The 16,585-nt window shown below is 54.9% G+C and carries 26 protein-coding genes; 15 read left to right on the forward strand and 11 right to left on the reverse strand.

Annotation, left to right across the window (positions count from 1 at the left end; genetic code table 11):
* Positions 1-2 precede the first annotated feature (2 nt).
* The 10 genes from BLR44_RS06065 to BLR44_RS06110 form a co-directional block, all read right to left on the reverse strand.
* Entirely contained in the window at positions 3-542 is a 540-nt protein-coding gene (locus tag BLR44_RS06065) for a hypothetical protein (RefSeq protein WP_089680278.1), read from the reverse strand.
* A 125-nt stretch (positions 543-667) separates the two neighbouring features.
* Positions 668-1,156 (reverse strand): hypothetical protein, encoded by a 489-nt coding sequence (locus BLR44_RS06070; RefSeq protein WP_089680281.1) that lies wholly within the window; start codon positions 1,154-1,156, stop codon positions 668-670.
* 108 nt (positions 1,157-1,264) lie between these two features.
* Positions 1,265-1,684 carry a hypothetical protein gene (locus BLR44_RS06075; RefSeq protein ID WP_089680283.1) on the reverse strand — a complete coding sequence of 140 codons (420 nt, stop codon included), beginning with the start codon at positions 1,682-1,684 and terminating at the stop codon, positions 1,265-1,267.
* A complete protein-coding gene (locus BLR44_RS06080; protein ID WP_089680285.1) occupies positions 1,681-1,905 on the reverse strand; it encodes a hypothetical protein in 225 nt (74 codons plus the stop codon). The genes BLR44_RS06075 and BLR44_RS06080 overlap by 4 nt, the downstream gene beginning before the upstream one ends.
* Positions 1,902-2,087, reverse strand: coding sequence for a hypothetical protein (locus BLR44_RS06085; protein WP_089680287.1), 186 nt, complete (start codon positions 2,085-2,087; stop codon positions 1,902-1,904). The genes BLR44_RS06080 and BLR44_RS06085 overlap by 4 nt, the downstream gene beginning before the upstream one ends.
* A gap of 230 nt (positions 2,088-2,317) precedes the next feature.
* A complete protein-coding gene (locus BLR44_RS06090; protein WP_218127019.1) occupies positions 2,318-2,599 on the reverse strand; it encodes a hypothetical protein in 282 nt (93 codons plus the stop codon).
* Positions 2,600-2,605: 6 nt separating this feature from the next.
* Positions 2,606-3,925 (reverse strand): helix-turn-helix domain-containing protein, encoded by a 1,320-nt coding sequence (locus BLR44_RS06095; RefSeq protein WP_143017150.1) that lies wholly within the window; start codon positions 3,923-3,925, stop codon positions 2,606-2,608.
* 116 nt (positions 3,926-4,041) lie between these two features.
* Complete coding sequence (locus tag BLR44_RS06100) at positions 4,042-4,362, reverse strand: hypothetical protein (protein ID WP_089680292.1); 321 nt, start codon at positions 4,360-4,362, stop codon at positions 4,042-4,044.
* Positions 4,359-4,724, reverse strand: coding sequence for a helix-turn-helix domain-containing protein (locus BLR44_RS06105; RefSeq protein ID WP_089680295.1), 366 nt, complete (start codon positions 4,722-4,724; stop codon positions 4,359-4,361). The genes BLR44_RS06100 and BLR44_RS06105 overlap by 4 nt, the downstream gene beginning before the upstream one ends.
* Before the next feature lie 38 nt (positions 4,725-4,762).
* Positions 4,763-5,038 carry a helix-turn-helix domain-containing protein gene (locus tag BLR44_RS06110; protein ID WP_089680297.1) on the reverse strand — a complete coding sequence of 92 codons (276 nt, stop codon included), beginning with the start codon at positions 5,036-5,038 and terminating at the stop codon, positions 4,763-4,765.
* A 111-nt stretch (positions 5,039-5,149) separates the two neighbouring features.
* Between BLR44_RS06110 and BLR44_RS06115 the strand changes: the two genes are divergently transcribed.
* The 10 genes from BLR44_RS06115 (at position 5,150) to BLR44_RS06160 (ending at position 10,344) form a co-directional block, all read left to right on the forward strand.
* A complete protein-coding gene (locus tag BLR44_RS06115) occupies positions 5,150-5,554 on the forward strand; it encodes a helix-turn-helix domain-containing protein (RefSeq protein ID WP_089680300.1) in 405 nt (134 codons plus the stop codon).
* 20 nt (positions 5,555-5,574) lie between these two features.
* Positions 5,575-5,994, forward strand: a complete 420-nt coding sequence (locus tag BLR44_RS06120) for a hypothetical protein (RefSeq protein WP_089680302.1) — start codon at positions 5,575-5,577, stop codon at positions 5,992-5,994.
* 31 nt (positions 5,995-6,025) lie between these two features.
* On the forward strand, positions 6,026-6,439 hold the full coding sequence (locus BLR44_RS06125; protein ID WP_089680304.1) for a hypothetical protein: 414 nt from the start codon (positions 6,026-6,028) through the stop codon (positions 6,437-6,439).
* A 25-nt stretch (positions 6,440-6,464) separates the two neighbouring features.
* Entirely contained in the window at positions 6,465-6,866 is a 402-nt protein-coding gene (locus BLR44_RS06130) for a hypothetical protein (RefSeq protein ID WP_089680305.1), read from the forward strand.
* A gap of 56 nt (positions 6,867-6,922) precedes the next feature.
* Entirely contained in the window at positions 6,923-7,330 is a 408-nt protein-coding gene (locus BLR44_RS06135; protein WP_089680307.1) for a hypothetical protein, read from the forward strand.
* A gap of 20 nt (positions 7,331-7,350) precedes the next feature.
* Complete coding sequence (locus tag BLR44_RS06140) at positions 7,351-7,767, forward strand: hypothetical protein (RefSeq protein ID WP_143017152.1); 417 nt, start codon at positions 7,351-7,353, stop codon at positions 7,765-7,767.
* A gap of 26 nt (positions 7,768-7,793) precedes the next feature.
* Complete coding sequence (locus tag BLR44_RS06145) at positions 7,794-8,102, forward strand: helix-turn-helix domain-containing protein (protein ID WP_089680312.1); 309 nt, start codon at positions 7,794-7,796, stop codon at positions 8,100-8,102.
* 104 nt (positions 8,103-8,206) lie between these two features.
* Positions 8,207-8,635: a hypothetical protein gene (locus BLR44_RS06150; protein WP_089680313.1), complete on the forward strand. Its 429-nt coding sequence runs from the start codon at positions 8,207-8,209 to the stop codon at positions 8,633-8,635.
* Between the two features lie 771 nt (positions 8,636-9,406).
* On the forward strand, positions 9,407-9,763 hold the full coding sequence (locus BLR44_RS06155) for a hypothetical protein (protein ID WP_089680315.1): 357 nt from the start codon (positions 9,407-9,409) through the stop codon (positions 9,761-9,763).
* Positions 9,764-10,056: 293 nt separating this feature from the next.
* Positions 10,057-10,344, forward strand: coding sequence for a hypothetical protein (locus BLR44_RS06160; protein WP_143017154.1), 288 nt, complete (start codon positions 10,057-10,059; stop codon positions 10,342-10,344).
* Between the two features lie 4 nt (positions 10,345-10,348).
* Here BLR44_RS06160 and BLR44_RS06165 read toward each other — a convergent pair whose 3' ends face one another.
* Positions 10,349-11,311, reverse strand: a complete 963-nt coding sequence (locus BLR44_RS06165) for a serine hydrolase (RefSeq protein ID WP_089680775.1) — start codon at positions 11,309-11,311, stop codon at positions 10,349-10,351.
* Positions 11,312-11,390: 79 nt separating this feature from the next.
* Here BLR44_RS06165 and pgeF point away from each other — a divergent pair, with 79 nt between their 5' ends.
* The 5 genes from pgeF (at position 11,391) to BLR44_RS06190 (ending at position 16,257) form a co-directional block, all read left to right on the forward strand.
* Positions 11,391-12,185 carry a peptidoglycan editing factor PgeF gene (gene pgeF / locus BLR44_RS06170; protein WP_089680320.1) on the forward strand — a complete coding sequence of 265 codons (795 nt, stop codon included), beginning with the start codon at positions 11,391-11,393 and terminating at the stop codon, positions 12,183-12,185.
* 100 nt (positions 12,186-12,285) lie between these two features.
* Positions 12,286-12,801, forward strand: a complete 516-nt coding sequence (locus BLR44_RS06175) for a YfiT family bacillithiol transferase (protein ID WP_089680322.1) — start codon at positions 12,286-12,288, stop codon at positions 12,799-12,801.
* Between the two features lie 67 nt (positions 12,802-12,868).
* On the forward strand, positions 12,869-14,239 hold the full coding sequence (locus tag BLR44_RS06180) for an alpha-L-fucosidase (protein ID WP_089680324.1): 1,371 nt from the start codon (positions 12,869-12,871) through the stop codon (positions 14,237-14,239).
* A 207-nt stretch (positions 14,240-14,446) separates the two neighbouring features.
* Entirely contained in the window at positions 14,447-15,796 is a 1,350-nt protein-coding gene (locus BLR44_RS06185) for an adenylyltransferase/cytidyltransferase family protein (RefSeq protein WP_089680326.1), read from the forward strand.
* Between the two features lie 14 nt (positions 15,797-15,810).
* Positions 15,811-16,257 (forward strand): DinB family protein, encoded by a 447-nt coding sequence (locus BLR44_RS06190; RefSeq protein ID WP_089680328.1) that lies wholly within the window; start codon positions 15,811-15,813, stop codon positions 16,255-16,257.
* Positions 16,258-16,585 lie beyond the last annotated feature (328 nt).

Genomic DNA, 16,585 nt, shown 5'->3' on the forward strand with positions numbered 1-16,585 from the left:
GGTTACGCGAATCGGAAGTTGAAGCGTGAGGTGAAGCGTCGGCCCTGGAGGGGCGGTACGTAGGGCGTCGCCAGGTAGAACGGCGCTTTGCGGGCGGCCTGCCGGCTGAGCGTGAGTTCATGGCCGGCGAGTCCGCGGAGCTTCTTCTGGGTATCGAGTTTGGCCTTCAGCCGCAACGGGTTGTCCAGGCTGCCGACGAGCTTGGCCAGGCCGTTGGTGTTGACGTAGATGGCGATGAATTCCCCATCCTGGTGCTCATCGAGCCAGGCCGAGGCGTCAGGATTGTCCTGCGGCACAAATACGGATAGCACCTGGCTGTAGTAGGTGCCTTGCTGGGCATCTTCTTCCTGGCTTTCCTGAAAGCCGCCCGTTTCCGGCGTGAAGTAGAGCTGAGCGCTTTGGGCATCGGTCACCAAAATCATTTCCTGACTGATCATCTGACCAAAGGGCATGGGGATCCGGACCACCTCTTTGCACCGATAGAGTTGCAGGAAGATGAGGCCGCCTAAGTTCTCGCCAATGGGTTGAGCCAGACTTTGCACCGCGTAGTTTTAGGGCGAAATAGGCCCCTGAGCGGCGAAAAGAAAAAGACATGCACGGAGGGCCGACTTCTGCTGTAGGTGGCAGAAATGGTCAGGAACGACGGACGGCAGCCGCTACGCGGGGCTTAGGATGCTAAGGACAAAAAAAGGACAAGGGGTGTCCCTTCTATTTTATTTTCTGCAATTTTTTCTGCGTTCCGCCGATACCGGTAGTAGCTTTTTTTGAGCGCCTCCATTTGGATCTCCTCTTCGGTCCAGTCGTAGAGGCCCATCCAGCGGAAGAAGGCTTCGGTGAAGTTAAAGCCCTGCGTATAGATCCAATCGTCCATGGTACGGTGGAACTGATCGCGCACCAGTGCCTCCAGGCGGATGTTGAATTTGAGTGCCGCCTGGTCTGACAAAAACGTGATGTTTCTTTGCACCAGGTAAGAGGAAAGCCGAAAAGCAATAAATTCTCCGGGCACGGGCTTGGGTCGGTAGTCCAGCGGAGGCTTTTTTAGAAGGCTGGTGAGGTAGGTGTGCAACTCATCGCCTTTGCCAATTTCCTGGCCATCGCGATACGACGACTGAAGGTACTTTTTGAGATGGGAACGGACGGGTACTTTGAGTAGCATGAGTTAAGGTACTACAGATCGTTATACTTTGCTTTCGCTGTAGCTTCCCGCCTTGTAAGATCATCCCCTAAATGTATCATTCTGAGTGGGTTAGCAAGACGATACTCGTCATCTTGCCTCATCGCTGGGTGAATGAAATAAGTCATATTGATGGAGCCGGTAGCGGCGGCCGTAGCTGCGTGCAGGCGGCTGGCCGGGGCGGTCCATGTCGAAGTGACATTTAGGGCAGACGCTGATCAGGTTCTCATCCGTACAGTTGGACTTGTTGCCATCTTTGTGGGCACACTGGAGAAAGATCTGGGTCGGCTTGCCCGGCTCTACACCCGCCAGGTCGCCTTCGAAAGGATTTATGCCCTGGAGCATGGCGGCAAATACCTGTACCAGGGAGTGGAAGTGCCCTTGCTGATCCCGGTAGCCGAACGTGCCGTGCGGAATGCCGCATTGTTCGCAGCGTCCGCCGGCACGGCCGAAGCGAATCCGGGCCGAAATGGCCTCCCAGCTCTCCGGGTAGAGGTCGCGGTCGTTCATGGGCTGGCTTGCTTTCCTTTGCGCCGAACGGCGATGCACATCAGATCCACCAGCGGCAGCTGGTCCCAGTACTGGGCAATAAAGCGGAATTTCTCCTGATCGGCTTTACTGACTTTGGCCGCACCTACCAGCTGGTTCATGTCGGCTAATAAATCCTGGTTGGTCTGTTCCAGTTCGCGGAGCTTCTCGCGAAGGGCACAGATTTCGTCTTGGTAGCTCATAAGTGGCTTCCTCCTTTCTGTGCTGCCTCGTGGATCAGTTTCCGGGCCGATGCCAGTACCGCACTGCGGAACGCGCGCGCTTTTGGCCGATCGAGACCCAACAACCGAGCGGCGTGCGCTTCGGTAATAGAGGCTGTTTCCCACGCCAGTAAAATCAGCATCTGTTCTTCGGTAGCTTTCATTTTTCCTTCTTCATGTGGAGTCCTACGGATATGCCGATTACAAATGCAGCGACGGCCAGCGCCCCTGCGCCGATCAGCATGATGCTGATCATTTCAATGTTTACTAGATTTGCCATGTCTGACTTAGAGATGTGAGTTGGATATCATTGATTGCCCGGCCCCATCCGAATAAGGCCGGGTTTTCTTTTTTGATGAGTTGACGAACTTCATTGCCAGCTCCAGTTGGATCGTCATGGCGGTACTCCCTTCTGCCATCCGTTTTTCTGGCTGTATTTCCGCAAAAGTTCATCGTCAAAGCCTTTGCCTTCGTTGCGCTTCACCACTACCCCGCGGATCCGCTCCATGCCCAGCCGGTGACACATGGAGACCAGGCTAGCCACGGCCTCGTCGAGGGCCTGGTGGGCAGGGCTACCCCGGGAACGGCTGTAGAATTTGCGGGGGGTATCCTGGTTTTTGAAGTAGACCAACGCATAAGCAAGGGCGGTTCGTTTCCACTGTTCGATGCTCATCAAATAGCGCTATGAGGTCGTTTTGTGGACAATGGCACAGTAAAACTTGTTGAGTGTGGCCTTGCAGCCGAGGCGCTGCACCCGGCGTTCGGCCAGAAGAAAGACCTGGTTGGGGTCGCGTCGCCTGGGATGGTCGGGCGGAAGGCCGGCGTTTTTCATCACCTCCCGGACGGCCTGCCGGTAGACTTCCAGCTTGTGGTACTCGCGCTGGCGCTGTCGGTGTTTGACAAGCCAACCGGCCGTGTTGGTGAACCCGTAGCGGTCGCGGCCAGGGTCGAAGTAGTACCAGGGGAGCGTCACAAACCGCTCGTCATCCTTCTCCAGCCACTTTTTCACCAGGCCGATGCGTTCGGCGTAGTCGGTGTAGGCGGTCGCCAGCCGCTCGTCGGGTACATCCTCAAACAGCCTGACAATCACCTGTTTGGCCCGCTTGTGTTCCTGCGTGGTGAAGCCTTTCCCAGGGTAGAGCACCACTTGCGCCAGGCTCCAGAGCCACTCGACGTACATCAGCAACTTGTCGGAGACCGAGGGAGCCGGCGGCCGCGGCCCGCCCGCGCGCCCCCCCTCCGTTGCCACTCCCCCCCGACGGCCGGTAGGGGGCGGGGGCGTCGGATTTTCGTCGAAAACCTCCAAATTTTTCGAGGGCGTTTGCCCGGCGTTCCCTTGCTTTTCTTCGTCGCTGCCCCCCGTTGTCGCTGCCCCCCCCGGCAGCGCCGGGGTCATCTCCCCGTGCACAACCGCAGTTGTGCACACCGCTTTCTCCGTATTACTCATTAAGTCAGGTAGCCTATCCCCTTTATGGTGAAAATTTTTCACTACCGCAGCGGGCGAAACGGCCTCAGGAGCGTTTTGAGCGGGTTTCTCGATGTGCAGGTCGTAGCGGTTTTCCTCGGCTATCCACGTGGTTTTCCACACCTCGTCCGGCGCCTTGAACAGGATCAGCGGGTTGAGCAACAGCTCGTATTCGTGGGTGGAGCCGTGGAAGCGGGTGCCCAGAATGAAGCGGCACTCCTGCAAGCGCTTCCGTTGGTTGATGATGGTCCGCTTGGTGCAGCTACAGGCGTGGGCCAGTTGGGCGTTGTTGGTGTAGATCCAGATGGGGCCGCCGTCGTAGCCGGGCGCGAAGACGGCCTGCCGGTATTGCGCGAAGGCAATAACGAACAGCTTCTCGGCCAGTTCGCGGCAGCAGCCGTGGCGCTGCCGGAGGTCACCGGCAAAAACCCGGGCCAGATGGCGATTGAAATACGCGGATACGTTGGCCGTCGAAACGTGCCAGGAAAAGTTGGCGTACAGCGCGCGATAATCCAGATTTAGTAGTACATTTACCATGTAAGTTTTTTGTTTCTGCAAGTACTCCATCTTGCTATTTTGAACCCATTTGGTAGCTCCCCAGATGGGTTTTTCCTTTTGCCGTCTTGGCGCTCATGCCGCATCTGGTGTAAGGTTTAGCCGAGTTTATCTAACTTTTTTTCCGGATGTCGGTGAGCCCGGAAAGCGTTACCCCTCCGGGGCTCTTCCGACAGCGGCAAGGCTAGGGTACCACCCAGTAGCCCTTGCTTCCCTTCGTACCTGGCCTGGGAGTCGAACCCACGCGAATGACCATCCAGGTATACATGCAGACCTCCGGTAGCCTGCATCAGGCCGCGCGCATCGGCCTCGGCACAGTAGGCCGCTTCGTACCGTCCCTGTGCGTATAGGGTTTCGATCAGCGCCTGGAGTAGGCTCAACTCCTGCGCATGGCGTTGGATCTCGGTCTGCATGCTCATGACTTCTTGCGTTTGGGGAGCCGCCCGGCGGCGCGGTTCAACAGGTTGTTTCGGCGCGTGGTGTACTTCGGCTGCGTGTGCTGGTTGGCCTCGGCTTCCTTCAGCAAGCGGTCGATTTCCGAGGCGGCAATTACCCACGAGCCGCCTTTGACCACCTGCGTGGCCTTTAGTTTGCCCTCGCGACAGTACTTCTGCACCAGCTTCACCTCCAGGCCGGTCGAGGTCGCAAACTCCTCCACTGTCACTGTCACTTTAGACGACAGGGCCTGACGCAGAAAAAGGAGTTCTTTTTCCAGTTTTTCCATGTTACTCAGGATCAGCGAGATGTCTCCTTTGGTCGCTTGGGCGGTCAAATCGCTCATGAGAGTGGCCTAGTTGTTGCGCGCCGGGACTGACGCGATTATTGAAAAAGTTCGGGTTGTGAATCAGAAGAGCGCTTAGGCTTCACGATTAGGTCGTCAATTGAACATCCCAGTTCGCGGGCAATTAACTCTAGTTGGACTAAATCGGGTTGTTCTTCATTTCTGAGCATTCTGCCGAATTTCTGCTTTCCCACGCCAATTTTTTCAAACCAAGCATGGGTAGGACGGTACACAAAAGGTGGTTTTGCTTTAGACTCTATGACCTCCTGAATCCGGTTTCGGATTTTCGCCGCTTTGGATATTGTAGTTGCCATGAAAAAGCATTATTCTAGTTGAGAATAACAAACTTTAGTTATAGCAATAATAAACTTCAGTTAAGAAATTTCCAAACTCTGGTTTTAACTGGAGTTTAAAATATTGTATAAATGCCTGATTTTCAAAGCGAAAAGTTTTCAGATTTAGTTACTGAAATAATGAAACAGCGCCGTGTGTCAGAAGGAAAACTCGCTTCTGATGCTGGGATGACTAGCGTGGGCTTCAAGAAAATGCTGAAAAATGGGACTGTTCGTGTCTCCACACTTTTCAAGATCTCTGATTCATTAAATGTGCCTATCGAGACTCTTCTAGGTAACCAATCAGGCTATTACCAGCATGCTGATCGCGGTGGTGTCAACTTGGCGAATTCCACGAGCCGGGATGTGACGACCATCAGTGGGGAAGAGGCTATCCGCAATGCTAACGAGCTAGACGTGTGTCGGGAGCGGGTCAAAGGGCTGGAGCGGGAGGTAGCATTGCTGAAGGAGTTGAACGAAGTATTGAAGAAACGGTGAGTGAGGAGGCCATGTGACCTATGCTATTCCTGGAAATGAAGGCAGAAATCGAGCAGAACCGCAAGGCGCTGTTCGGCGAAGATCGGGATGCTTACCAGGCGGTGGGGCCCTTTGTCGTCTCGCCCGGAAATCGCCCTCTCATCTGGGGAGACCTCGATGTAGAAGACTTTGAGATTCGACTTTACGCCGAAGAGGTGCGCTGGTATACCCTGCAGGGTCAGGCCTTAGCCGTGGCCTCGCCGGTCGATTTGGTAGGCTATTGCAATGACCTCTTTGTACTGGTAACCCACACGGGGCTAGCTCATGACCTACGCGCTGACCAGCTCGATGAGCTTGGCCGTATTCAGTATCGATTGATCGAAGCCAAAATGTGGGCAGGGCAGTTGTACCTGGCCGCTAAGCAAAAGATAGAGGCGGAGAAAGATTCTTTCACGCTTTGATCTTGAAAGAAATTTAACCCGTGAGAATAGGATGTCAGAAGCCGAAGCCGAAATTGAGAGAAACCGAGATACTGTCTTCGGCACAGAAGTTCATGGCTACTATGCCATTAAACCCTTTCAGGTCACACCCGAAAATCGGCATGCCATCTGGGGAGACGCAGACCTGGAGGACTTTGAAATCCGGCTTTACCCAGAAGAGGTACGCTGGTACACACTTAGAGGGCAGGAATTCGCCCATGGTTCACCGGTCGATCTGGTAGATTACTGTAACGATCTGCTTGTGGTGGTGACACAGCGAATTCCTGCAAACAGCCTTAACACGATCCAAATTGCAGAGTTTATTCAAGTTCTCTACAGACTGGTCGAAACTAAGATGTGGGCAGGTCAATTGTACTTGGCGGCCAACCAAAAAATAGAGGCGGAGAAAGGTGTGAGTCCGCGTTAAACCCTTCTGAAGAGGGGAGGAAGAAATGACCGATGAGGAAGTAATTGACCGGATTCTGTTCCGGTTGTATGAGGTGGATCCGGGGGCGTTATATGTAGCCGACTTCTGTATGGATGATCTGCGGCTGGATTATCCCACCTGCCAGGGATACGTAAACCGCCTGGTGCACGAAGGGCTCGTCAGACCACTGGGCTCAGCCCAGTTTATGATTTTAACCCAAAAGGGGAAGGAGGTCGTCAAAGAAGGCTACCGCGTCTTCCGGCAAAAGGAAGAGACTCCTGCGCAGGTGGAAAAGATGCTGCGAGAACTGTCCGTCAGGCAATTGAAGGGGCATATCTTTCAACTGCGTTACTGGTGGGCGTTTGTACTGATTAATGCCCTCATGGCTTTGCTGATTGCCTGGAGTCTTTACTTCCTGATGCGCTAATACAAAGTTTTGTAGTCCAAAGGTTGAACCACACAGCTTGTTGATGAGGGAGCCCTATGTCGGACAGAGATCAAGCGAAAGCGGAAATTGAGATGAACCGGAGCATCATCTTCAATACGCAGCAAGGCTATTATACCGTTGGGCCCTTCCAGGTTTCTCCTGAAAATCGGAAAGCCGTCTGGGGGGATGCCAGCGCCGAAGATTTTGAAATCAGACTGTATCCCCACCTGATACGCTGGTTTACGCTAGAAAACCGGCAGTTTGCTACCTCACAACCGGCGCGTCTGGTGCGCTACTGCAACAGCCTCTCCACGCTGCTTTTGCATAATGGCCAAAATGATGCCCTGACTGATGAGCAGCTCAAAGAGCTTTATCAGGTGCATGCCAAATTACTCGAGGCGAAAATCTGGGCGGGCAAGCTGTACCTGGAGGCGTGGGAAGAAATCGAAAAAGACTCCGCTTAAACCTTTTTGATACGTTTCGTATGTCAGACCTAGGAGCGGACATTGCCCGGAATCGGGAGCTTATTTTTGGTAGCGGAAAACCGTATCTCGCGATAGGCCCGATTCTTTGTTCTGCGGCCAGTAAACTAGCCTTGTGGGGCGATCCTGCGGCAGAAGATTTTGAGATCCGGTTCTATCCGGAAGAAATCATCTGGTACTCGCTGGACGGGCAGGAACTGACGCGTTCGGCTCCGGTACACCTGGTGCATTTTTGTGAGGATACGATTCAGCTCCTCACCCGCTACGCCATCACCGCCCGGGGCTTACCGACCGCTCAGTTTAAAGAACTTTACCAAATACAGCTTAAACTGCTGGAAGCTAAAGTGTGGGCCGGGAAACTCTACCCAGAGGCCCGCAAAGAAATTGAAGAGAATTTTAACAAGTTTAAACGAAAGTAAAGACGTCAAACCCATTACTTTTTGCCATGGCTTACGACCTCCGGAACAACCTTCTACTCATACTACAGAAGCGTGGGATTACCATCCGTGAATTGGCCGATCGAACCGGACTATCGAAAAAGCAAATCAGCAAAATCATTCGCCACGGCGACGGCAAACTCTCCAAGCTGGAGCTGATCGCGGCGGCGCTGGGTGTCACGCTTCATGAACTGATCGGGTCACCAGCTACCATTCATCAGGTAGCTCAGCAAGCGGGGGTGAACCTCGCGCATTCAAAAAATAGAGACATTGCAGCTAGGTATTACCCAGACCGACCTTTTGCGACTGCGGCATGAGATCAATGAGGAAATCAAGCGTTTGCAGATGCATCTACAACTATTGGAGGAGCAGGTGGAAGGATTAAATAATGAGCATTTTTTTCATCAAAACTAATGTTTGCATGAGCGCTCTTAACAAACAGCAAATCCTGGACCTTTCCTGGTTGGAGATTGCAAACCATCCGGAGATCATTCACCTCACCGATGGCCTATTGTACCTTCTGGTGAAAGAGTCGAATGTGTACTTTATCATTTTGTGGTTTCCTAAACGCGATCAGTCGCTAGATATCCTCAAAACGGTTATGTCTAAGAGGCATCAAGCCGATGTAACACATATTGCGACGGATGTGCGGGAGTATATAAAAGACACGCGGTACTTGTTGTTGAATGCTCCCCCGATGTCGGAAGCAACCGAGTCTTTAGCACAGGTCGGCGTAGTACTGGAACTCACGCTTTACGAGCATCATGATCTTGAATTTAAAATCATCAGGACGGGGAGTGAATACGAAGCCCCCGGGGGGCAGAAATTGAACATCTTTTACCGCAGATAGTCAGACCTATTTCAGACCTAATTAGTGTGAATGTTTGAAATTTGGCTGATTTGTTTGTTTTGGAGTCTGATGTAACTGCCTCATAATCAGGTGGTCGCTGGTTCGAGACCAGCAGGGCCCACTTGATAACCAGGCAGTTACGTACTCTTATCGTAACTGCCTTTCTTTTTAATAAGCGATTCAAATCCATCTTTTCTTCAGGTCATGGTCTGGTTTAAAATCCCGCGATTATAAAGCAACAAGACAGTAAGCTGCCGCCGACTTGATTTTTGCTTCCTGAGATTACCTGACCTGCTTGGTGAGGGCAACAGGCCTGTGAGGCATTTTGCTATTTGTTGAATAAATTAGAGGTAAAGCACCCGCACGTAATTCGGAACCGAAAAAGCCCACGCTTGTGATGAAAGCCGCGGTAGAACCGTTCCGTAGGGATAATGGCTCCCAAACGTTAAGGACGGATGCACCACCGGGTATGATGCTACCAATTGACTTCAGGCGGTCAGGAGGCTCTTGGAAGAGGATTAACCCGGACGACCGTCCTCCCATGCACTGGGTTCGTAACGCTGGCCAGGTTGATGCTTTGGGTTACCCACACTCGGCCTTGAGAAATTGTCCGCTTTTTTGCGGAAATTCCAACATTGGTCGACAAGCGGTAGTTAGAGGCATGGGAAACATGTCAGAGCGCATCTGCTTAACCTTATCGGAGAGTATCGTATGTCAGACATAGAAGCGGACATTACTCGAAATCGAGACCTTATCTTTGGGAGTGGAGCTTTGTATCTGCCGGTAGGGCCTATCGTGTGCTCGGCGAGCTGCAAAAGCGCCGTCTGGGGCGACCCTACCGCAGAAGATTTCGAAATCAGGCTCTATCCTGAAGAGATTGTGTGGAGCTCGCTGGACGGACAAGAGCTGACGCGTTCGTCGCCGGTACACCTGGTGCACTACTGTGAGGACACCATGCAGTTGCTCACGCACCACGCCATCATTACCCGCGGCCTGCCCATTACCCAGCTGAAGGAGATTTATCAGATGCAACACAAAATGCTGGAAGCCAAGATGTGGGCGGGAAAGTTGTACCTGGAGGCCAGAAAAGAAATCGAAGAGCAACTCAACAAGCACATCCTGAGGTAAATAGCGAGTGCCGGGAGGCCTATGATGCTTTACGATCGCTCCGGTGAAGATGTCCGATACCTCACATCGGCTGGCCAGGAAAGCGTTGACGCACCTCGTTTTGGATCGCCTGCCGTGTAACCAACGGCTCAACTAAACCGCGTGTGTGGTTGCCAGGGCCACAGTTCCTATGTAGGCGCAATTGCCTCCAACTATTTTTTCATTTATCGACCTATCGCCGAACAATAAGCGGTTACTTCCGGTTAGAGGGATGGATTAATCCTACGTCTCTTATACTCGCTTAACAATTAACAATGTCCGGTTTCTCTTTTACTTCTTATCTGATTGAACTAGGGTTTAAGGAGGTTAGAGTAGACATCTATCGGCACTCGGAGTGGGATGTGACTGTGCAGTTTTTGGGGAGTAAAGTGCTGATTACCAACTACAAACCTGCCGATCTGCAGATGTGTTCTGTGGTGGACGCAAAACCGACTTCGGCCGATGCAGCCATGCATTTGCTGACGCGCGCCAAAGTGCAGTTCCCTCAACTGCCGCTGAAGCGGAATCCCCGTAAAAATTCGCTACTGCTTTCGCGGGTGTAGGGCGTTATTGCCACGCTTCATTGTGGGCGGGCGGTTGCCAGTGGGAGCGCGGCTCGAAGTACTGCCAGAGCAGACACGATACGTCCCGTAGCAGTACGTAGCCTTCGTTGTCTTGTTGCCAGCTTTGGTCTTGCTGATGGTTGGTGATGACGCAAAACACGTAGTCGCCGGAGGGCGCATTGACCAGCACCACCTCCGAACGCGATTCGTCGACGGCGCCCTGTTTCGACGCGGCCTGCACGGTAGGCGGAATTTGCGAAAGTGCTTCGTGGTCCCAGTAAATGTGACACAGGTTGCGGTAGATGCGCTCGCTGGCCGCCGGGTTGATCACCCGCCCCTCCCGGATCATCACGAGCAGCTCTGCCATCTCGCGCGGCGTCGTCTGCCCCCAGCCGTAGTGTGTCCGGTTGGGTTCCCGCCCCGGCGTACGCGAATTGACACGCGTGTGACGAAAGCCGTGGTCGGCTAACCACTGGTTGATAACTGTGCCGGTCCCGGCCAGCGATTGTGCCCACAGGCTGGCAGTGTTGTCGCTCGTGGTGATCATCAGCATCGCGACCTTGCTCAGTTCGATGACCGCACTGTCTTGAAACGAACCCAGAATGTCTTCTCCCGGATACAACAGCGAATCGCGGTACACCAACGGCGTGTGGTAGTCCAGTTCGCCCCGGTTGATTTTGTCGAATAGCGCGATGGTGATCGGAATTTTGATCATGCTGGCCGTCGGGAAGAGCGAGTCGGCGTGAATCATGGCGGTGCGTCCCGTTTTCAGATGACGCACGTAAATCCCCACGTCCCCCCGAAAGCCTGCGACCAGTTGCTCCAGCTGGGCCTGAAGCTTTTTGTCGGGTTTTCCCTGGGCCTCATTCGGTTGGGCCGCATTCGGCTGGGCCCCACCTGGAAAAATGGGGAAGAACAGGCAAAACGTGGCGGCACAGAAAGCGTAGCGCAGCAGCAGATCTTTCATGAGAAGTAGGAATCGGGAGAAGTTGAGCGAACGCAGAAAATTACCGTAAATTCGGCGGACCGGACGACGATCTTCCCGCATGCACCAGCAAACTTTTGGCCCCCTGACCCTCTGGCAATTCGACCATTTGGCTACCCAGTCGCACCTTCGGCACTTCGTTAGCGACCGGCGCGGCGGTATGAGTCACGAACACCTGGGCGCACTGAACCTGAGCTTTCGGGTAGGCGACGCGCCTGCGCACGTGGAAGCCAACCGCGCTCGCGTTGCCGAAGCCATGGGGGTGACGCCTGACCGCCTGTTCATCCCTCAACAGACCCACAGTGCCGTTGTGGCGGTCGTAGACAAGGAGACGCGGCCGGAGGCACTGGCAGAAACGGATGGGTTAGTCACGTCGACGCCGGGTGTCTGCATTGCTGTGCTGGCTGCGGACTGCGTCCCGATTGTGCTCTATGATCCGGTACGGCATGTGGCTGCGGCGGTGCATGCCGGGTGGCGCGGGACCGTCGGTCGTATTCTGACAAACGCCCTGCGTACCATGCAGGACCATTTCGGTACGCATCCCGCCGCGGTGCTCGCCGGGATCGGGCCTTCCATCAGTGCAGAGGTTTACGAAGTAGGCCCGGAAGTGGTGGAAGAAGTTAACGCTGCGCTGGGGGAAGGCTTTGTACGTCCGCACCAAACCGTTCCCGAAAAGGGATATGTAGACTTGTGGAACGCCAACCGTCACCAACTCCTCGCATTGGGCGTCCGACCTGAGTCGATTGAGGTGGCGGGGATTTGTACCTATCAGCATCACGACCAGTTCTTCTCCGCCCGCCGTTCCCGGAACAACACCGGACGCTTCTCGGCTGGCATCGTCCTTCAGCCTCGCTAACGTCCTTACAATCAGTATCCAGATACCAACGCAAACAACTAGGCCGGCACCTGCCTGCGCAAACTTCCAGATACGCCCCACACCTCAAACTTCCTTTTCTATGAGTTCTTTTTCCTTTCCCATCGGTACCCTCGAAGCGCAACCCGAACAGCCCCGAGCTGAGCAAATCGAGGCCATCGCCCAGTTGCCCGCCCAACTGCTGGCAGCCGTGTCCGGACTTTCGGACGAGCAGTTGGACACGCCCTATCGCCCCGGGGGCTGGACCGTGCGGCAGCTGGTGCATCACGTTGCCGACAGCCACATGAACGGGTACATTCGCTGGCGTCTGGCCCTGACCGAAAATAACCCGACCATCAAACCCTACGACCAGGCGGCCTGGGCCGAACTGCCGGACGCTGCTCAGGAGCCCATCGAAGTGTCGCTTCGTCTGTTGGACAGTGTACACCAGCGCTGGAGTGTGTTGCTGCGGGCGTTGCCCGACGAAGCGTTCGAGCGTACCTACCAACACCCGGAGATGGGAAGCCAAACGTTGTTGCAGTCGCTGGCCAATTATGCCTGGCACGGGCGGCACCACGTCGCCCACGTGACCGAACTGCGCAAACGTTTGGAATGGTAGACCCGCGCGGAATGTCTATTTTTTGGATTCGTACGCCTGGCCTTTGCTCATAAACACCTACTGACCTATGCGCTCCATTTTAGTATCACTCCTGACGGCGCTCACTTTCTCCGCCATGTCGCAACCGTATCAACCCAACTGGGCCTCGCTCGATAACCGCCCCGTCCCCGAATGGTACCAGGATGCCAAGTTTGGCATCTTCATTCACTGGGGGGTCTACTCGGTGCCTTCGTACGCCCCCAAAGACGTAAGCCTCTACGCCCGGTATGCGGAGTGGTACTGGAAACGTCTGGTCGATTCTACCGCCGAAGGGCACGCGCAGTTTGTGGCGTACCACAACCGGGTGTGGGGCGAAGATTTCAAGTATCCTGACTTTGTTCAGCACTTCAAAGCCGAATTGTTCGAGCCGACCGACTGGGCTACCCTGTTCAAGAAGGCTGGGGCACGCTACGTGGTCCTGACTTCGAAGCATCACGATGGATTTGCCCTCTGGCCAAGTGCGCAGAGCTGGAACTGGAATGCCGTCGACGTGGGCCCCCACCGCGATCTGGCCGGTGATCTGATGCAGGCGGTGCGCGCCGAAGGGCTGCGGATGGGCTATTATTACTCGCTTTACGAGTGGTTCAACCCGCTCTATCAGCAGAACCCCGATCGCTACGTGGAAGAGCACATGCTGCCGCAACTGAACGACCTCGTGACGCGCTATAAACCCGACTTGGTCTGGACCGACGGCGAGTGGGATCTGCCCAGCGAACGCTGGCACAGTCCGGAATGGCTGGCGTGGCTCTACAACGAATCGCCGGTAAAGCGCGACGTGGTGGTGAACGACCGGTGGGGGAAAGAAACACGGAGCAAACACGGGGGATTCTACACGACGGAGTACGGTCTGGTACACAACGATGAGCAGAGCGGGCAGATGGCGCGTCCGTGGGAAGAGTGCCGGGGCATTGGCCATTCGTTCGGGTACAGCCGTGCCGAAGAGGTAAGCGATTATCAATCGTCGAAAGACCTGATCCATCTGCTGGTCGGCTTGGTGGGGCGCGGGGGAAATCTGCTGCTGAACATCGGCCCGACGGCCGACGGACGCATTCCGGTCATCATGCAACAACGCCTGCTCGACATGGGCACGTGGCTGGAGGCCAACGGCGAGGCCATTTACGGCACCCGAATGTGGACGGGCAGTGCCGCCAACGAACAGGAGGGCGTTTTCTTCACCCAGAAAGGCGCTGATCTGTACGTACTCTGCACGCAGTATCCGGCGACGCTACGCCTGAAGGGCGTCGCGGGCGGTAAGGTGCGCCTGTTGGGGCGCGAGGCGGCGGTGAAGACGAAACAAAGCGGCGGGCAACTGACTATCACGCCGCCTGCCATTCTGCCGTTGGGCGACGCCCGCGACTACGCCTTTGTATTCAAGATCGAAGGTGGGGCCGGGCGGTAAGCAGCGATGCCTGTGGCGTGGCGAACCGGTGCGCTTGGCAATTAATACGCATATTTGTGTGATCATGCTTCTGTGACCCGACGCTTTCATTGAATAAGCGGTCGTGCGCAGAAGCATAGGCGCCCTGCCGAACCGCACGGTGCCGCTCATCATCTACCGATAACTATTTGGCTTCTCTGACAAAGCGAAGCTTGCTGAACTTATTTTATGATCGATCGTCTGCGAAAAAAAGTGCTGACCGCCGAAGGGCTGGAGCGCCTGCGCAAAGAAAACTCTGACAAAACCATCGTGTTTGCGACCGGTTGCTACGACATTTTGCAGTCGGGCCATGCCGTCTTTTTTCACCAATGCAAGGACCTGGGCGACCTGCTGGTGGTGGGCGTGGGGCGGGACCAAACCCTCACCCAGCTGAAAGGCCCCGGCCGGCCCGTAAACCCGGAACAGAACCGTCTGTTTTTGATCGCGGCCATGCACGACGTCGATTACGTGGTGCTGAACGACGACGCACTGCAGCCGGGCAAAATCGACTTCCAGCAGGTGATGCATCTGCTCCGCCCCGACGTGTTCGTGCTGAACGACGACGATTCGTCCATCGAACCCAAGCAGGCGTTGTGCAGCCAAGTAGGAACGACCATCAAGTTTGTGAGTCGGGTGGTGCCGCCGGAGCTGGAAGCCACCTCCACGACTAACATCATCAACAAAATTAACTACGGCCTGAAAGCGCCGTTGCGCATCGATTTCGCCGGAGGCTGGACCGACATCCCTTACATCATGTACGGTGAAAAAGGCTACGTTTCGAACGTGGCCATCAGCCCGTTGATCGAGTACCGCAACGGAGCCTTCAATTTTGCGGGCTATCCGCGGGGGAGCGGGCTAAGTACCTCCACGGCCGTGAAAGTGCTGGAGATGCTCAATTCCAAAACGTACAACGCCGAAGGGCGTACGCTCACGCAAATCGGGGAAGACCTGTTCAACCTTGAAAACAAAGAACTGAACTGGTTCATCGGGCGGCAGGATCAGTACGGCATCGTGTTCGGCGGATTCCACACGTTCGAGTTCGGCGACGATTACGGCAAGCCGCTGCCGCTAGACGTTTCGCGCGACACGCTGGAGGCCTTTCGGAAGCACCTGCTGCTGCTCCATACCGGCGTGAGCCGCAATGCACAGTCGGCCGTGGAGGGCGTATACAAAAACCATAAGACCGACGACGGGCGCAAGGCACTTCAGCAACTGGCGGAATACGGTCGTACGTTCGGAGAGGCGCTGGCTCAAGGCGATTTCCGGGCGTGTGCCGACATCATGGCGGCCAACTGGGAAGCGCAAAAGCTCCTGACGCCGGCCAGCACGAACGAAAACCTCGACGCCATGTACGACTTTGCGCTGGAAAACGGCGCCTGGGGCGGGAAAATTTGTGGTGCGGGCGGCGGTGGCGCGTTTGTGTTCTGCTGCGACGACCCCGAGGCATTGAAAAACGCGATGAAACGGCGGTTTGTCGACTGCTTCGAAATCAGCTTTGAGTTTGAATACCAGGATGTTAAAACGCTGAATCCTATTTAAGCCGCGCTACGCCCATGCACCCGACCGAGGAAATCATCGACCTGATCAACCGCAGTTTGCAGTCGTTTCAGACGATCCCGGAAGAGGCGTGGTCGGCCAAGAAAAGCCCGACGGTCTGGTCCAAACGCGAACTACTGGGCCACCTGATCGACAGCGCGATGAACAACCTGCGGCGGTTTGTGGTGAGTCAGTACGAACCTGCACCCCATGTGGTCTACGATCAGGAGGCATGGGTCGCTTTACAGGATTACCAGCACGCCGACACGCAGGAGCTGATTCTGCTCTGGCAACTGCTCAATCAACAACTGGTGCGCACCGTAAACCGCATCTCCGACGAGCAGATGCTTCTTACCTGCAACACAAGCAAGGAGGGGGCGCCGGAACTCCGCACGTTGCACTATCTGGTGGAAGATTATGTGGTTCATCTGAAGCACCACTTGCAGCAACTAGCGCATCGATGAGGAGAGCCACGTGAAAAATCAGCAAAACTGCCCCGTTTGTTTCACTGAGTTAGAGGTGAGGGAATGCGCTCCTTGCCACGCTTGCGGGTGGGACGTTCCCGCAGAACGGAACGACTTGCAGGAAAACAAACACACCTATGCCGTTTTTGAACTATACCAGGGCATAACGCTTACCCTGTGCGATTTCTGCATGCTGGACGTTGCGTCGTACCGACCTGGGTATTTTGGCTTTACAGAACAGAAGCACTTCCCCTACAAGAATTTTACGTTTATCAGACAGCTTGAAAATCCGCAGATGGAACGGGATCTGTTTTGTCCAAATTGCCGC

Origin of the sequence: Catalinimonas alkaloidigena (assembly GCF_900100765.1) — a bacterium.
GTDB lineage: Bacteria > Bacteroidota > Bacteroidia > Cytophagales > Flexibacteraceae > Mooreia > Mooreia alkaloidigena.